This is a genomic window from Serratia sp. SCBI (assembly GCF_000747565.1).
GTDB classification, from domain to species: domain Bacteria; phylum Pseudomonadota; class Gammaproteobacteria; order Enterobacterales; family Enterobacteriaceae; genus Serratia; species Serratia ureilytica.
Genome location: NZ_CP003424.1, coordinates 4,939,293 through 4,954,953 on the forward strand (window position 1 = coordinate 4,939,293; position 15,661 = coordinate 4,954,953).

16 protein-coding genes are annotated in these 15,661 nt (G+C 61.1%); 9 read left to right on the forward strand and 7 right to left on the reverse strand.

The features are described from left to right. Nucleotides 1–58 precede the first annotated feature (58 nt). A complete protein-coding gene (locus SERRSCBI_RS22970; protein ID WP_042785575.1) occupies nucleotides 59–832 on the forward strand; it encodes a CHAD domain-containing protein in 774 nt (257 codons plus the stop codon). Nucleotides 833–936: 104 nt separating this feature from the next. Beyond that, nucleotides 937–1,608 (forward strand): DUF3313 domain-containing protein, encoded by a 672-nt coding sequence (locus SERRSCBI_RS22975; RefSeq protein WP_033645203.1) that lies wholly within the window; start codon nucleotides 937–939, stop codon nucleotides 1,606–1,608. Nucleotides 1,609–1,669: 61 nt separating this feature from the next. Here the strand turns inward: SERRSCBI_RS22975 and cysE are convergent, their stop codons facing one another. The 5 genes from cysE to SERRSCBI_RS23000 all read right to left on the reverse strand — a co-directional run bounded on the left by cysE (nucleotide 1,670) and on the right by SERRSCBI_RS23000 (nucleotide 4,856). Next, on the reverse strand, nucleotides 1,670–2,491 hold the full coding sequence (gene cysE, locus SERRSCBI_RS22980) for a serine O-acetyltransferase (protein ID WP_025304676.1): 822 nt from the start codon (nucleotides 2,489–2,491) through the stop codon (nucleotides 1,670–1,672). Between the two features lie 106 nt (nucleotides 2,492–2,597). Then, entirely contained in the window at nucleotides 2,598–3,617 is a 1,020-nt protein-coding gene (gene gpsA, locus SERRSCBI_RS22985; protein ID WP_033645202.1) for an NAD(P)H-dependent glycerol-3-phosphate dehydrogenase, read from the reverse strand. Beyond that, nucleotides 3,617–4,087: a protein-export chaperone SecB gene (gene secB, locus SERRSCBI_RS22990; RefSeq protein ID WP_004931139.1), complete on the reverse strand. Its 471-nt coding sequence runs from the start codon at nucleotides 4,085–4,087 to the stop codon at nucleotides 3,617–3,619. Before secB ends, gpsA begins: the two co-directional genes overlap by 1 nt. A 57-nt stretch (nucleotides 4,088–4,144) precedes the next feature. Then, entirely contained in the window at nucleotides 4,145–4,393 is a 249-nt protein-coding gene (gene grxC, locus SERRSCBI_RS22995) for a glutaredoxin 3 (protein ID WP_019452217.1), read from the reverse strand. A 28-nt stretch (nucleotides 4,394–4,421) separates the two neighbouring features. Further along, nucleotides 4,422–4,856, reverse strand: coding sequence for a rhodanese-like domain-containing protein (locus SERRSCBI_RS23000; protein ID WP_033645201.1), 435 nt, complete (start codon nucleotides 4,854–4,856; stop codon nucleotides 4,422–4,424). 297 nt (nucleotides 4,857–5,153) lie between these two features. Here SERRSCBI_RS23000 and gpmM point away from each other — a divergent pair, with 297 nt between their 5' ends. From gpmM to SERRSCBI_RS23015, 3 genes are read left to right on the forward strand one after another with little or no spacing between them, the layout of a single operon-like run. Beyond that, nucleotides 5,154–6,698, forward strand: a complete 1,545-nt coding sequence (gpmM, locus tag SERRSCBI_RS23005) for a 2,3-bisphosphoglycerate-independent phosphoglycerate mutase (protein WP_033645200.1) — start codon at nucleotides 5,154–5,156, stop codon at nucleotides 6,696–6,698. Nucleotides 6,699–6,707: 9 nt separating this feature from the next. Continuing rightward, nucleotides 6,708–8,042 carry a murein hydrolase activator EnvC gene (gene envC, locus SERRSCBI_RS23010; protein ID WP_028128084.1) on the forward strand — a complete coding sequence of 445 codons (1,335 nt, stop codon included), beginning with the start codon at nucleotides 6,708–6,710 and terminating at the stop codon, nucleotides 8,040–8,042. Between the two features lie 2 nt (nucleotides 8,043–8,044). After that, a complete protein-coding gene (locus tag SERRSCBI_RS23015) occupies nucleotides 8,045–9,001 on the forward strand; it encodes a divergent polysaccharide deacetylase family protein (RefSeq protein WP_042785576.1) in 957 nt (318 codons plus the stop codon). A gap of 40 nt (nucleotides 9,002–9,041) precedes the next feature. Here SERRSCBI_RS23015 and tdh read toward each other — a convergent pair whose 3' ends face one another. After that, nucleotides 9,042–10,067, reverse strand: a complete 1,026-nt coding sequence (tdh, locus tag SERRSCBI_RS23020; protein WP_033645198.1) for an L-threonine 3-dehydrogenase — start codon at nucleotides 10,065–10,067, stop codon at nucleotides 9,042–9,044. A gap of 9 nt (nucleotides 10,068–10,076) precedes the next feature. Further along, complete coding sequence (gene kbl / locus SERRSCBI_RS23025; RefSeq protein ID WP_033645197.1) at nucleotides 10,077–11,273, reverse strand: glycine C-acetyltransferase; 1,197 nt, start codon at nucleotides 11,271–11,273, stop codon at nucleotides 10,077–10,079. Nucleotides 11,274–11,513: 240 nt separating this feature from the next. Here kbl and rfaD point away from each other — a divergent pair, with 240 nt between their 5' ends. Genes rfaD through SERRSCBI_RS23045 form a run of 4 tightly spaced genes read left to right on the forward strand, consistent with a single transcriptional unit; the run spans nucleotide 11,514 to nucleotide 15,643 of the window. Beyond that, nucleotides 11,514–12,443 carry an ADP-glyceromanno-heptose 6-epimerase gene (rfaD, locus tag SERRSCBI_RS23030; RefSeq protein WP_033645196.1) on the forward strand — a complete coding sequence of 310 codons (930 nt, stop codon included), beginning with the start codon at nucleotides 11,514–11,516 and terminating at the stop codon, nucleotides 12,441–12,443. Between the two features lie 22 nt (nucleotides 12,444–12,465). Then, nucleotides 12,466–13,512 (forward strand): ADP-heptose--LPS heptosyltransferase RfaF, encoded by a 1,047-nt coding sequence (gene rfaF, locus SERRSCBI_RS23035; protein WP_033645195.1) that lies wholly within the window; start codon nucleotides 12,466–12,468, stop codon nucleotides 13,510–13,512. A 2-nt stretch (nucleotides 13,513–13,514) separates the two neighbouring features. After that, a complete protein-coding gene (gene rfaC / locus SERRSCBI_RS23040) occupies nucleotides 13,515–14,480 on the forward strand; it encodes a lipopolysaccharide heptosyltransferase RfaC (protein WP_033652247.1) in 966 nt (321 codons plus the stop codon). Further along, nucleotides 14,477–15,643, forward strand: a complete 1,167-nt coding sequence (locus tag SERRSCBI_RS23045) for a glycosyltransferase (RefSeq protein WP_042785577.1) — start codon at nucleotides 14,477–14,479, stop codon at nucleotides 15,641–15,643. Before rfaC ends, SERRSCBI_RS23045 begins: the two co-directional genes overlap by 4 nt. The last annotated feature ends 18 nt before the right edge of the window (nucleotides 15,644–15,661 follow it).

A 15,661-nucleotide genomic window follows, 5' to 3' on the forward strand; every position in this document is an offset into this window, starting at 1 on the left:
GCAACGACGCGCCATACTGAAGGAGGCATCGTTGCGATGCTCTCTCCAGGAACGGCACATGGCTTTCGTCGAGGATATTGTCACCCCGCTTCGCCGGCTCGAGTCGGCGCTGAACGAGGCGCTACAGCGGCTGCAACAGGCGCCGGACAGCGAAGCGCTGCACGATTTGCGCGTCAGTCTGCGCCGTATCCGCAGCCTGCTGCGCCCGTTGCACGGTTGCCCCGGCGCAACGCGGCTCGATCGGGCCGCCGCCCAGTTGGGCAGGCTCACGACGCCGCTGCGCGATCTCGAGGTGCTGATCGCCGAACTGGCGCACCATCACCTGGATTGGCAGGCCAACGTGCGCCAGAACGATTTTCAGGCCCGCTGCCGCCAACTGCTCGCCAACCCGCAGCTCATCAGCTTCCCTTCGCTATTGCACGCCTGGCCGCACCGCTTTCGCCGCACCGCGCAACGCGCCGCCAAACACCGTGTAAACCGACGCCTGCAGCGCCAGCAGCGGCAATTACGCCGGGCGTTGGCTGATACCGGCTACGATCGCCACCGTCTGCGGCTGCTGGTTAAACGCCTGCGTTACGCGGCCGAAGCCTACCCGCAACGCCTTCCCCTTTCTCCCGCCGCGATGGCGAGCCTGAAAGCGGCGCAAAATGCCCTCGGTGATTGGCACGACCGGGAGGTTTGGTGCCTGCAAGCCGAACATCAGGCGGATCTCTGGCCATTGTTGCCACAGTGGCAAGCTGAGCTACGCCTGACGCTGGCCAGAGCGGATGCCTCACTCGCCGCCTTATCACCGGCGCTGGCGACAAAAACCGGCGGCGCATCACGATCCTGAAAAAAGGCCGCGACAGGGCACGCCCGGCCCCGAAAATGCCCGCTACGCCGCAGATAATGCGCTATGTTTTGTAAGGGTAATCACCACTCATCATAGGAAACCACATGAAAAAACAACGCTTGAGCGTTGCCATGGCCGTTCTGGCAGCAGGCCTGTTGCTGGCGGGCTGTTCGTCCAAAGTCACCCAAACGTCGCAATATTCGGGCTTCTTGTCCGATTACAGCAAACTGCAGGAAACCACCTCGCCAAGCGGTCATAAAACGCTGCGCTGGGTAGATCCGAGCTACAAGGAATCCAACTATCGCGGCATCTATTTCCAACCGGTGGTCTATTTCCCGGCGGAGAAACCCACGGCGCGCGTCAGCCAGGACACGTTGAACAAGATTAAGGCCTATGCGACCCAGCGGATCAAAACCGCGCTGCAGAACCGCTTTACCATTCTGCCAAGCCCGGCGGGCTCGCGCGTGCTGGTGGCCAAACTCGCCATCACCGCCGTTTCGGCCGAAAACGAAGACATGAAGTTCTATGAGGTGGTGCCGGTTGCTGCGGTGGTTGCCAGCACCATGGCGGCTACCGGGCACCGGACGCAAAATACCGCGCTGTATATCGAAGGCGAGTTGATCGACCAGGATACCGGTAAAACGGTGATGGAAGTGGTGCGCAAGGCCTACGGTAAAACCGTCAACAACGACAGCACGCCGGTCACGGCGGATGACGTAAAGGCGGCGATCGACGATATCGTTACCGATATCACCCAGTTCCCGAAACAGGGCTGACCGCCGCTTGAAAAACACAGGGGGAGCCGAAGCTCCCCCTGAATGGACCCGCAGGCACGGCTTAGATGCCGTCGCCGTACTCGAATCCGTGGTTGGTGCCGTTGAAGTATTGATCCATATCCATCGACGGCGTATCGCTCTCCGGGCGCCCGACGATGCGCGCCGGTACGCCGGCGGCGGTGGTATGCGGCGGCACCGCCTGCAAGACCACCGAGCCCGCGCCAATCTTGGCGCCCTTGCCCACTTCGATATTGCCGAGAATTTTGGCGCCGGCGCCAATCATCACCCCTTCGCGAATTTTCGGGTGACGGTCGCCGCTGGTTTTACCGGTACCGCCCAGGGTGACCGACTGCAGAATAGAAACGTTGTTTTCCACCACCGCCGTTTCACCAATCACGATGCCGGTGGCGTGGTCGAGCATGATGCCGCAGCCGATGGTCGCCGCCGGGTGGATGTCTACGCCGAAGGCGACGGAAATTTGATTTTGCAGGTAGATCGCCAGCGCTTGCCGCCCTTGCTGCCACAGCCAGTGGCCGATGCGGTAAGCCTGCAGCGCGTGGAACCCTTTCAGGTAAAGCAGCGGCGTGGAGTATTTATCGACCGCCGGGTCGCGCAGCCGCACCGCGAGAATATCGCGCGCCGCCGAAACGATCATCTGATTGTCGGACTTGTAGGCCTCTTCCACCACCTCGCGCACCGCGATGGCGGGCATGATCGGCGTCGCCAGCTTGTTGGCCAACATATAGCTGAGCGCGCTGCCTAGGTTCTCATGCTTGAGCAACGTCGCATGGAAAAAGCTGGCCAGCATCGGTTCACAATCAGCCAGTGCTCGCGCTTCTGATTTAATGCTGTTCCAGACCTGTTCCAACTCTTCTGACGACATCACATACCCCTTTGCCTTGCCAAACGGGCCGCTTCACACGGTGGCGCGGAGCGGCCCAGGTCATTTGCGGGGTCAGCATTCCGCTGCCCCGACATATCGTTTTATGTCACGCGCTGGGTTTTTCGTCCTTTCGGGCTCGCCCCAGCAGGCTCAGCGCCGCTTCGCGGGCGTCCTTGTGGCAGTAAAGCACCTGATAGATCTGTTCGGTGATCGGCATTTCCACGCCGTGCCGCTGCGCCAACGCCAACACCTCTTTGGTATTGCGATAGCCCTCGACCACCTGACCGATGCTGTCCTGCGCTTCCTGCACGCCTTTGCCCTGCCCCAGCATAATGCCGAAGCGGCGGTTGCGCGACTGGTTGTCCGTGCAGGTTAGCACCAGATCCCCCAGCCCCGCCATGCCCATGAACGTCGAAGGGTCGGCGCCCAGCGCAGAACCCAGACGGCTCATTTCCGCCAGCCCGCGCGTAATCAACGCGGTGCGGGCGTTGGCGCCGAAACCGATGCCGTCGGACATGCCGGCGCCGATGGCGATCACGTTCTTCACCGCGCCGCCAAGCTGAACGCCAATGAAGTCGGGATTGCTGTAGACGCGGAAGCTCTTGCCGCAGTGCAGCAGCTGTTGCAGATCGTCGGCGAACTGCGCATCGGTCGCCGCCAGCGCAATCGCCGTCGGCAGGCCGGCGGCCAGCTCTTTGGCGAACGTCGGCCCGGAGAGCACCGCCAGCGGGATCGCCTCGCCCAACGCCTCACGCGCCACGTCCTGCAGCAACCGGCCGGTTTCAGCCTCCAGCCCCTTGGTGGCCCACACGATGCGGGCGTCAGGGCGCAGATGCGGCTTCAGCTGGCGCAACACGTCGCCGAACACATGGCTCGGCACCACCACCAGCACGTCGCGGCTGGCAGCCAGCGCACGCGCCAAATCGGCTTCAAGCAGCAGGGTATCGGGGAAAGGAACGTCGGGCAGAAATGCCTGATTGCAGCGATCGCGCTGCAACGTTTGAATTTGCGCGGGGTTATGCCCCCACAACACCACGGTGTGGCCGTTACGCGCCAGCGTGATGGCCAATGCGGTGCCGTACGAGCCGGCACCGATGACAGTCATTGAAGCATTGACGGTGTTCATCAGGCATCCTGATGTGGTGCGGCACCTTCGCCTTCCGCCTGCTGCTGCAGATAGTTCATGAACAGCGCGTCAAAGTTGACCGGTGCCAGGTTCAGCTGCGGGAATGTGCCGCGGGAAACCAGGCTGGTGATGCACTCGCGCGCATACGGGAACAAGATGTTCGGGCAGTATGCGCCCAGGCAATGCGCCAGCTGCGTGCCTTCGATGCCTGCTACCGAGAAGATGCCCGCCTGTTGCACTTCGCACAGGAACGCCGTCTCTTCGCCCAGGGTCGCCGTCACGGTTACGCGCAGTACCACTTCATACACTTCGTCAGCCAGTTGGCTGGACGCGGTATCCAGATCAAGTTTAACTTCCGGCTGCCATTCCTGCTGGAAAACCTGCGGCGCGTTCGGCGCTTCGAAGGAGATGTCCTTGGTATAAATACGTTGGATCTGGAAAGCCATTTCAGTGCTGTTTTGTTCTGACATGTGAGTAATACCCTTGGTTAAACGTCCTTATTGACACTCGGTGAACCGGCAAGCTGCTTAAAGCAGCGGATCCAGGCCGCCGCGAGCATCGAGTTCATATAAATCATCACAGCCGCCGATATGCCGGCCGTCGATGAAAATCTGCGGCACGGTGGTGCGCCCGCTGCGCTCGATCATCACTTCGCGCTTGGCGCTATCGCCGTCGATGGCGATCTCGTTAAACGCCGCGCCCTTGCTGTTCAACAGCGCCTTGGCGCGATGGCAGAACGGGCAAGTCGCTTTGGTGTAGATATCAATGTTAGCCATGGATTGCCACCTCAAATAGGTTTAACGATTACTTGCCGCGCACCAGCGGCAGGTTTTCTCCGCTCCAGCCGGCGATGCCGTCTTTCAGCATCGTCACCTTTTCAAAACCGGCCTTGCTCAGGTTCTCTGCCGGTTCGCGGGAGGCGGTGCCGTTGGCGCACACGACGATGATCGGCTGCGCTTTGTGTTTTTCCAGCTCGCCCAGGCTGCCGCTTTTGATTTCGCTGGCGGTCAGGTTGATGGCGCTGGCCAGGTGACCACGGCGAAAATCGTCGCGGCTGCGGGTGTCAACCACCACGGCATCTTCTTTGTTGATCAGGCGGATAGCTTCACCGCGAGCGATCTCTTTGACCTTGGAGAAACGGCTTTTGAAGGTCATGACGATCACGGCGACCAGCAGAGCGATCCAAGCCAGGCTCAGAATAGGGTGTCTGCTTACGAATGGCATAATTTCTTGCAGCATGGGGTGTAACAACTCCCGTCAGTTAAGGGATAAATAAGTCAAGGTTCCAGAGTATACCTGCCGAGTGCGGCAAATACAGCCAATAAGCAAGCGCGATTGTAGAAACTGCGGGCTGCGCTGAGAAATTCCCGAGGTCAGAGCATAAAAGCCCGCGCGATTCGCCGCAACCTTGATCTCTTTGGGCTATTTATCGCCGGTGGCGGTGTAAAATCAGCCGGTTTTTCGAGGGCGAACAGCCATGCTTCCGGCGGGCGCATGGCTATTCGCAGCTTAAAAAGTTCATAAGAGGTCAATGCAATGTCGAGCAACAAAAAACCGATGGTACTGGTGATCCTGGACGGCTACGGCCACCGTGAAGAGCGGCAGGACAACGCGATCCTGAACGCCGGCACCCCGGTGATGGATCGCCTGTGGCGGGAGCAGCCGCATACGCTGATCGCCGCTTCAGGGCTGGATGTCGGCCTGCCCGACGGCCAAATGGGCAACTCCGAAGTCGGCCACGTCAACCTGGGCGCCGGGCGCATCGTATACCAGGATCTGACCCGGCTGGACAAAGCGATCGCCGACGGCGACTTCTTCGCCAATCCGGTCCTGACCGCCGCCGTCGATAAGGCCGTGGCGGCCGGCAAAGCGGTGCATATCATGGGCCTGCTGTCGCCGGGCGGCGTGCACAGCCATGACGAGCACATCCTGGCCATGATTAAACTGGCCGCCCGACGCGGCGCCAAAGCCGTCTATCTGCATGCCTTCCTCGACGGACGCGACACGCCGCCGCGCAGCGCCGAAGCCCCGCTGCAGCGCTGCCGCGAGGCCTTCGCCACGCTGGGCGTCGGGCGCATCGCTTCACTCATTGGGCGCTACTACGCCATGGATCGCGACAACCGTTGGGATCGCGTGCAGCTGGCCTATGACCTGCTGACCGCGGCCAAAGGCGACTACGTGGCCGACGATGCGGTAGCCGGTTTGCAGGCCGCCTACCAGCGCGGTGAAAACGACGAGTTCGTCAAACCGACCGTCATTCGCGCCGCCGGCGAGGCCGATGCCGCGATGCAGGACGGCGATGCGTTGATCTTCATGAACTTCCGCGCTGACCGCGCGCGCCAGATCACCCGCGCCTTCGTGAACGCGGATTTCGACGGTTTCCCACGCGCCAAACAGGTGCAGTTCGGCGATTTCGTGATGCTGACCGAATACGCCGCCGACATCGACACCGCCTGCGCCTATCCGCCGGCGTCGCTGGCCAACACCTTCGGCGAATGGCTGATGAAGCACGACAAAACCCAGCTGCGCATCTCGGAAACCGAAAAATACGCCCACGTCACCTTCTTCTATAACGGCGGCGTGGAAGCACCGTTCAAAGGGGAAGACCGCGTGCTGGTCAATTCGCCGAAGGTCGCCACCTACGATCTGCAGCCTGAGATGAGCGCCGCCGAACTGACCGACAAACTGTTGACCGCCATCCGCAGCGGCAAATACGACGCCATTATCTGCAACTACCCGAACGGCGACATGGTGGGGCATACCGGCGTGTATGAAGCGGCGGTCAAAGCGGTGGAAACGCTGGACGCCTGCATCGCCCAAGTGGTTGACGCGGTGCGCGACGTCGACGGTCAGTTGCTGATCACCGCCGATCACGGCAACGCCGAGCAGATGCGCGATCCGGCCACCGGCCAGGCGCATACCGCCCACACCAGCCTGCCGGTGCCGCTGATTTACGTCGGCAAACCGGCGCAGGCGGTCGAAGGCGGCAAGCTTTCGGACATCGCGCCAACCCTGTTAACGCTGATGGGAATGGAAATCCCGCAAGAGATGACTGGTAAGCCGCTGTTCATCGTGGAATAATCCTTCTCCATGAGGGAGAAGGCGTTTTTTGCACTATCAAGGGTAACCCGAAGCGCAAACGCAGGCAGCCGGCCGCTGCCTGAACGCACCGCGCCAAGGACGTTCACCGCCATGTGCGCCAGCGTATTTTGCGCTGGCGTATTGCTGTTGCCGCTCGCCGGCCAGGCGGCGGAAGACAATAAATCCCAGCTGAAAGACATTCAGCAGAGCATCGCCGAGAAAGAAAAAGCGGTGAAGCAGCAGCAACAGCAGCGCAGCTCGCTGCAGGATCAGCTGCGGCAGCAGGAAAAAACCATCGCCCAGGCCAGCCGCCAGTTGCGCGACACCCAGGGCACGCTCACCCAGTTGGGCAAGGACATTTCCGGCCTGAACGCCTCGATCGCCAAGTTGCAAAAGCAGCAATCGACCCAGCAAAACCTCCTCGCCAAACAGCTTGACGCCGCCTTCCGGCAAGGGCAGCACAGCGCCGTGCAGCTGATCCTCAGCGGTGAAGAAAGCCAGCGCAGCGAACGTATTCTGGCCTATTTCGGTTATCTGAACGAAGCGCGCCAGAAAACCATCGAAGAGCTGAAACAGACCCGCGCCGAGCTGGCGAAGCAAAAAACCACGCTGGTGGCCAAACAGGGCCAGCAAAAATCCTTACTGAGCGAACAACAAACGCAGCAGCAGAAGCTGGAGCAGGCGCGCGGCGCCCGCAAGAAAACGCTGACCGCGCTGGAAGCCTCACTGGAAAAAGACCAACAACGCCTGGTGGAACTGCGCCAAAACGAAGCCCGCATGCGCGACAAGATCGCCCGGGCGGAGCGCGAAGCCCGCGCGCGCGCCGAACGCGAAGCGCGCGAAGCGGCCAAGGTGCGCGAACAGGTGCGCATCAAGGAACAGCAGGCGAAGAAAACCGGCACCACCTACAAACCTAGCGAAGCCGATCGCTCGCTGATGGCGCGAACCGGCGGCCTCGGCCGTCCGGCCGGCCAGCTGATGTGGCCGGTGCGCGGCCGCACGCTGCACGGCTTTGGCGAGCAGCAGCAGGGCGAGCTACGCTGGAAAGGCATGGTGATCGAAGCCCGCGAAGGCAGTGAAGTGAAAGCCGTCGCCGATGGCCGCGTGCTGCTGGCCGACTGGCTGCAAGGCTATGGCCTGATGGTGGTGGTCGAACACGGTAAAGGCGACATGAGCGTGTACGGCTATAACCAAAGCGCGTTGGTCAACGTCGGGGCGCAGGTGCGCGCCGGCCAGCCGATCGCTCTGGTCGGCACCAGCGGCGGCCAGGGAACGCCGTCGCTCTATTTCGAAATCCGTCGTCAGGGACAGGCGGTTAACCCACTGCCGTGGTTGGGAAGATAGATTTGCGCTATGTCAAAACCCGTACAGCTCTGTTAATGGGCTGTCTGCTGCAGGCTTACGCTGCGCAGGCAGGAAAACTCTCCATCGTCATCGATGACGTGGGCTACCGCCCCCACGAAGAAAACGCGGTGCTGCAAATGCCGACGGCGATCTCGGTCGCAGTCTTGCCCAACGCGCCGCACGCCCGCCTGATGGCCACCCGCGCCCACAGCCAGGGCCGCGAAGTGCTGATCCACATGCCGATGGCGCCGCTCAGCAAGCAGCCGCTGGAGCGCGATACCCTGCAGCCCGCCATGAGCAGCGACGAGATCCAGCGCATCATCCGCAACGCGGTGAACAACGTGCCTTACGCGGTCGGCATGAACAACCACATGGGCAGCGCCATGACCTCCAGCCTGCCGGGCATGCAGAAAGTGATGCAGGCGCTCGAAAGCTACCGTCTGTACTTCCTCGACAGCATGACCATCGGCAACAGCCAGGCGACCCGCGCCGCGGCCGGCACCGGCGTGAAGGTGATCAAACGCAAGGTGTTCCTCGACGATACCGCGAACGAAGCCGATATCCGCCGTCAGTTCAACCGCGCGGTTGAACTGGCGCGGCGCAACGGTTCCGCCATCGCCATCGGCCACCCGCGCCCGGCAACGGTGAAAGTGCTGCAGCAGATGCTGCCGTCGCTGCCCGCCGATATCGTGCTGGTCAAACCGAGCGCGCTGCTGAACGAACCGCAGGGCAACGGTGGCGGCAGCTACGTCCCGCCGCCGTTCAAACCGCAAAAACCGCAGCCGAAGAACCCGTTCAGCGGCGGCATCAAACAGTGCAAGGTCAAACCGCCGAAGGAAAAAACCAACGCCGGCACCGCGCTGGGCGTTATCGCCGACAGCATTGCCACCTCGCCGCCGGTGACCTTCATCAAGCGTCATTGGCAACACTGGACGCAAACCAAACCGCAACAAGCATAAAAAAAGGCCGGAATTCCGGCCCTTTTCACGCCTGCCGAGATCAATCCCAGCTCAGCACCACTTTGCCCGACTTGCCGGAGCGCATGGCGTCGAAGCCCTGCTGGAACTCGTCGATCGAGAAACGGTGGGTGATGATCGGGGTCAAATCCAGACCGGACTGGATCAGCGCCGCCATCTTATACCAGGTCTCAAACATTTCGCGGCCGTAAATCCCTTTGATAAACAGCCCTTTGAAAATCACCTGGTTCCAGTCGATCGACATATCCGAAGGCGGAATGCCCAGCATGGCGATGCGCCCGCCGTGGTTCATGGCGTTCAGCAGCGTGCGGAACGCCGGCGGCGCGCCGGACATTTCCAGACCGACGTCGAATCCTTCGGTCATGCCCAGCTCGGCCATCACGTCGTTGAGGTTTTCCTTGCTGACGTTCACCGCGCGGGTCACGCCCATCTTGCGCGCCAGTTCCAGACGATATTCGTTAACGTCGGTGATCACCACATGACGGGCGCCGACGTGCTTGCAAACCGCCGCCGCCATGATGCCGATCGGGCCGGCGCCGGACACCAGCACGTCTTCCCCGACCAGATCGAACGACAGCGCAGTATGCACCGCGTTGCCGAACGGATCGAAGATCGAAGCCAGTTCGTCGGAGATGTTATCCGGGATCTTGAAGGCATTGAACGCCGGGATCACCAGATATTCCGCGAAGCTGCCCGGACGGTTCACACCCACGCCGATGGTGTTGCGGCACAGGTGCGTGCGGCCGCCGCGGCAGTTGCGGCAGTGGCCGCAGGTGATGTGGCCTTCGCCGGACACACGATCGCCGATGCTGAAACCTTTGACTTCCTGACCGATCGCCACCACTTCGCCCACGTATTCATGGCCGACCACCATCGGAACCGGAATGGTTTTTTGCGACCACTCGTCCCAGTTGTAGATATGCACATCGGTGCCGCAGATCGCGGTTTTGCGGATTTTGATCATGATGTCGTTGTGGCCCAGCTCCGGCTGAGGCACGTCGGTCATCCAAATCCCTTCTTCCGCTTTCAGTTTTGACAGTGCTTTCATGGTTTTACCTTATGCAATAACGCCAAGATCCTTACCGATACGTGTAAACGCCGCCACTGCGCGTTCGATTTGCTCCGGGGTGTGGTCGGCGGACATCTGGGTGCGGATGCGCGCCTGGCCTTTCGGCACCACCGGATAGAAGAAACCGGTCACATAGATGCCTTCCTTGAGCAACGCATTGGCGAATTCCTGCGCCAGCTTCGCCTCCCCCAGCATGACCGGGATGATGGCGTGATCGGCGCCGGCCAGGGTGAAGCCGGCGGCGGTCATTTTTTCGCGGAACAGACGCGCGTTGGCCCACAGGCGATCGCGCAGCGCATCACCCTCTTCCAACAGTTCCAGCACTTTGATCGACGCGGCGACGATCGCCGGCGCCAGCGAGTTGGAGAACAGGTACGGGCGCGAACGCTGGCGCAGCCACTCCACCACTTCTTTCTTGGCGGCGGTGTAGCCGCCGGACGCGCCGCCCAGCGCCTTGCCTAACGTACCGGTAATGATATCGACGCGGCCCATCACTTCGCAGTATTCATGGGTGCCGCGCCCGTTGGCGCCGACAAAGCCCACCGCGTGGGAGTCATCCACCATCACCAGCGCCTGATACTCGTCCGCCAGATCGCAAACCCCTTTCAGGTTGGCGATCACGCCGTCCATCGAGAACACGCCGTCGGTGGCGATCAGAATGTGGCGCGCGCCGTCGGCTTTGGCCTGTTTCAGCTGCGCGGCCAGCTCGGCCATGTCGTTATTGGCGTAGCGATAGCGCTTGGCCTTGCACAGCCGCACGCCGTCGATGATCGACGCATGGTTCAACGCATCGGAGATAATGGCGTCTTCCGGGCCGAGCAGGGTTTCGAACAGCCCGCCGTTGGCGTCGAAGCAAGAGGAGTACAGGATCGCGTCTTCCATGCCCAAAAAGGCCGCCAGTTTCTGTTCGAGCTGCTTGTGGCTGTCCTGGGTGCCGCAGATGAAGCGCACCGACGCCATGCCGAAACCGTGGCTGTCCATCCCCGATTTGGCGGCGGCGATCAGCGCCGGATGGTTGGCCAGGCCCAGGTAGTTATTGGCGCAGAAGTTGATCACATGGCTGCCGTCGGCGACGGCGATGTCCGCCTGTTGCGCGGAGGTAATGATGCGTTCTTCCTTGAACAGCCCTTCACTGCGCGTGGCGGCAAGCTGTTGTTCCAACTGCTGATAAAAAGACGCTGACATTCGGTTATCTCCAGGATTGGGCTAATTGCGGCATATTTTACTGATTTGTAACCAAACTGACGAGAATGCGCGGGAGAGAATATTAAAATTGCAGCAGATATCACGGCAAACGGCGGACTTCAATGGCAATGCGGGATATTCGGAGCCCTTCCGCTGTTTGCCGCGGCATGAAATGCTATGATAACCGCCATTGAGCGTGGGGCATTGTGCCCCACCAGGCAGCTTAGCAGGGGTAACCCAATGATTATCGTTACTGGCGGCGCCGGCATGATCGGCAGCAACATCATTAAGGCACTGAACGACAAGGGATATCGCGATATCCTGGTGGTGGACAACCTGAAAGACGGCACCAAGTTCGTCAACCTGGTCGATCTGGACATCGCCGACTATATCGATAAAGAAGACTTTATCGCCAGCATCGTGGCCGGCGACGATCTGGGCGAGATCGAAGCGGTGTTCCACGAAGGCGCCTGCTCTGCGACCACCGAGTGGGACGGCAAGTACATGATGGACAACAACTATCAGTACTCCAAAGACCTGCTGCACTACTGCCTGGATCGCGAGATTCCGTTCCTGTATGCCTCCTCCGCCGCCACTTACGGCGGCCGCGAAGAGTTTATCGAAGAGCGTCAGTATGAAGCGCCGCTCAACGTGTACGGCTATTCCAAATTCCTGTTCGATCAGTACGTGCGTGAGATCCTGCCGGAAGCGGACTCGCAGATCTGCGGCTTCCGCTACTTCAACGTTTACGGCCCGCGTGAAGGCCACAAAGGCAGCATGGCCAGCGTCGCCTTCCACCTGAACACCCAGATCAACCGCGGCGAAAACCCGAAACTGTTCGCCGGCAGCGAAAACTTCAAGCGTGACTTCATCTACGTCGGCGACGTGGCGGCGGTCAACCTGTGGTTCTGGGAAACCGGCAAATCCGGCATCTTCAACTGTGGCACCGGCCGGGCGGAAACCTTCCAGGCGGTGGCTGACGCGGTGGTGGACTTCCATCAGCAAGGCGCGGTGGAATACATCGAGTTCCCGGAGAAGCTGAAGGGCCGCTATCAGGCGTACACCCAGGCCGATCTGACCAAGCTGCGCGCCGCCGGCTACGACGCACCGTTCAAAACGGTCGCCGAAGGCGTGAAAGAGTACATGGCCTGGTTGAACCGCACCGCATAAGCTGAAGGAATTAACGCTGGGTATGAAAATACTGGTTATCGGCCCTTCTTGGGTTGGCGACATGATGATGTCGCAAAGTCTCTATCGCACCCTGAAGGCCGAATATCCGACGGCGGAGATCGATGTGATGGCGCCTGCCTGGTGCCGCCCGTTGCTGGCGCGCATGCCGGAAGTCAATCAGGCGCTGGCGATGCCGCTGGGCCACGGCGCGCTGGGGCTCGGCGAGCGCCGCCGCCTGGGGCGCGCTCTGCGCGCCAACCGTTACGATCGCGCTTACGTTCTGCCCAACTCGTTCAAATCCGCGCTGGTGCCTTTCTTCGCCGATATCCCGCAGCGCACCGGCTGGCGGGGCGAAATGCGCTACGGCCTGCTGAACGACGTCCGCGTGCTCGACAAGGCGGCTTTCCCGCTGATGGTGCAGCGCTATGTGGCGCTGGCCTATGACAAAGGCCGCGTTCAGCGCGCCGACGATCTGCCGCAGCCGCTGCTGTGGCCGCAGCTGCGGGTGAGCGACGAAGAGATCGCCGAAACCACCTCGGCCTTCAACCTGACCGACAGCCGCCCAATCGTCGGCTTCTGCCCAGGCGCGGAGTTCGGCCCCGCCAAGCGCTGGCCGCACTATCACTACGCGGCGCTGGCTCAACGGCTGATCGAGAGCGGCTATCAAATCGCGCTGTTCGGTTCGGCAAAAGACCATGAGGCCGGCGAACAGATCCGCGCCGCGTTGCAGGACGACGCGCGCGATTTCTGCCTTAATCTGGCCGGAAAAACCCAGCTGGAGCAGGCGGTGATCCTGATCGCGGCCTGCCGGGCGGTGGTCAGCAACGACTCCGGTTTAATGCACGTTGCCGCAGCGTTGAACAAACCGCTGATAGCCTTGTACGGCCCAAGCAGCCCCGACTTCACACCGCCGCTCTCCGACAAGGCGCGGGTGATTCGCTTGATCAGCGGCTACCACAAGGTGCGTAAGGGCGATGCCGAACAGGGGTATCACCAAAGTTTGATCGATATTCAGCCGCAGCAAGTGTTGGATGCGCTGACGCCGTTGCTTGTCGCCAGCGAGGAATAGTCATGCAGGTGTTAATCGTAAAAACGTCCTCGATGGGAGACGTGCTGCATACGCTGCCCGCCCTGACCGATGCGCTGCAGGCCATTCCCGATATCCGCTTCGACTGGGTAGTGGAAGAAGGTTTCAGCCAAATCCCCACCTGGCACCCGGCGGTGGATCGCGTGATCCCGGTGGCCATTCGCCGCTGGCGCAAAAACTGGTTCGGCAGCGACACCCGACAGCAGCGCTGCGACTTCAAGCGCGCGCTGCAAGAACGCCGTTACGACGTGGTGATCGACGCGCAGGGCCTGATGAAAAGCGCCGCGCTGATCACGCGCGTCGCCAAGGGCAACAAACATGGCCCGGACTGCAAAAGCGCGCGCGAACCGTTCGCCAGCTGGTTCTACAACGTGCGCCATGAGATAGACAAACGGCAGCACGCCGTGGAACGCACGCGCGAGCTGTTCGCCAAAAGCCTCGGCTACGATAAACCGGGCAGCTACGGCGACTATGCCATCGCCGCGCGTTTTCTCAGCCAGCCGCCGGCCGATGCCGGTCAATATCTGGTGTTTTTGCACGCTACGACCCGCGACGACAAGCATTGGCCGGAGCAGAACTGGCGCGAGCTGATCGCGCTGACGGCCGACAGCGGGCTGAAGATCAAACTGCCCTGGGGGGCGGAGCATGAACATCAGCGCGCGCTGCGGTTGGCGGAAGGTTTCCCACATGTCGAGGTGCTGCCGAAGCTCAGCCTGCAGCAGGTGGCTGACGTGCTGGCGGGCGCCAGGGGCGTGGTCTCGGTCGACACCGGGCTCAGCCATTTGACCGCCGCGCTCGACAAACCGAACATCACGCTGTTTGGGCCGACCGATCCCGGCCTGATCGGCGGCTACGGGCAAAATCAGCACTCGCTGATTTCGCCGGAAAAAAGCATGGCGACAATCGACGCCGATACGGCATGGCAGGCGTTGCAAAAGGTTATAGCATGAAAAAACTGCACATTATCAACCTGGGTAAAATGGGCGGCGTCGAGCGCCTGTTCCTGCAGTACATCAACGATACCACCGACGGCAGCAACCAGGTCCTGTGCATCAGCGGCGACATCGGCGAGGAGATCCGCCGCCAGTTGCCGGCGCACCAACCCGTCACCTTCGCCAACCGCCTGATCAATGCGCTGCCGCTGCGCTGCCCGCAGTTCCTGCGAAAATTTCTGTTGAAGTGGAAAATCGAGCGGGCCAACGCCGACGTGGTGATCGTCTGGGACCTGGTACCGGGGCTGGCGGCCAAACCCAAGCGCGGCAAGCTGGTTTACTACGATCACGGCTGCTCCTGGCGCTACCCGAAAAATCAAAAGACGCTGCGTTTCTTCGCCATGCTGGACGGCGTGATTTCCGCCTCACACGCCTCGAAGCGGGTGATGGAGCTGCGCTTTAATCTGCCTTGCCCAAACCACGTGGTGATCAACCGCATCAAGACGCCGGCGGGGATCGACAACACGCCGAAAACGCTGTCACAGCCGATCAGAATCGGCACCGCCTCGCGTCTGGTCAGCCTGAAAGGCATCAGCGTTTCATTATTGATGATGCAGGAACTGCTGCGACGCGGGCATGACGTCACGCTGGAAGTGGCCGGCAAAGGGCCGGATCGCGCGGCGTTCGAGGCGCTGGCGGCCCGGCTCCAGCTCGGCGATCGCGTCACCTTCAGCGGTTACCAGGATGACGTCGCCGGCTTCTTCAATCGCACGCACATTTACATGAGCACGCCGATCACCGAGCCGTTCGGCTTGTCCTGCATGGAATCGCTCTATTTCGGCGTGCCGGTCATCTTCCCGCAGGTTGACGGCCAGCCGGAAGCGGTGAAAGACGGCGTCTGCGGCATTGGCCTGGTTCCGTCGGTCACCATCGAACAACACCGGCAGCTCACCGATATCGAGGTCGACTTCCCGCATGAAGTCTACGATCCGTTAACCGACAGCCTGGTGTCGCCCAAGCTGTTGTCGCATATCGACTGCGCGGATGCCGTTGAGACATTGCTGGCGGGCGAAACCTACCAGACGTTGAGCCGAAACGCGCAGCGCTATCCTGCTGAACATTTCAACTATGCTCAGTTCAAAGCTGAGTTTGACGACACACTGCGATCCTTCATCGTTTAATCAACACGTGAGCCGGAA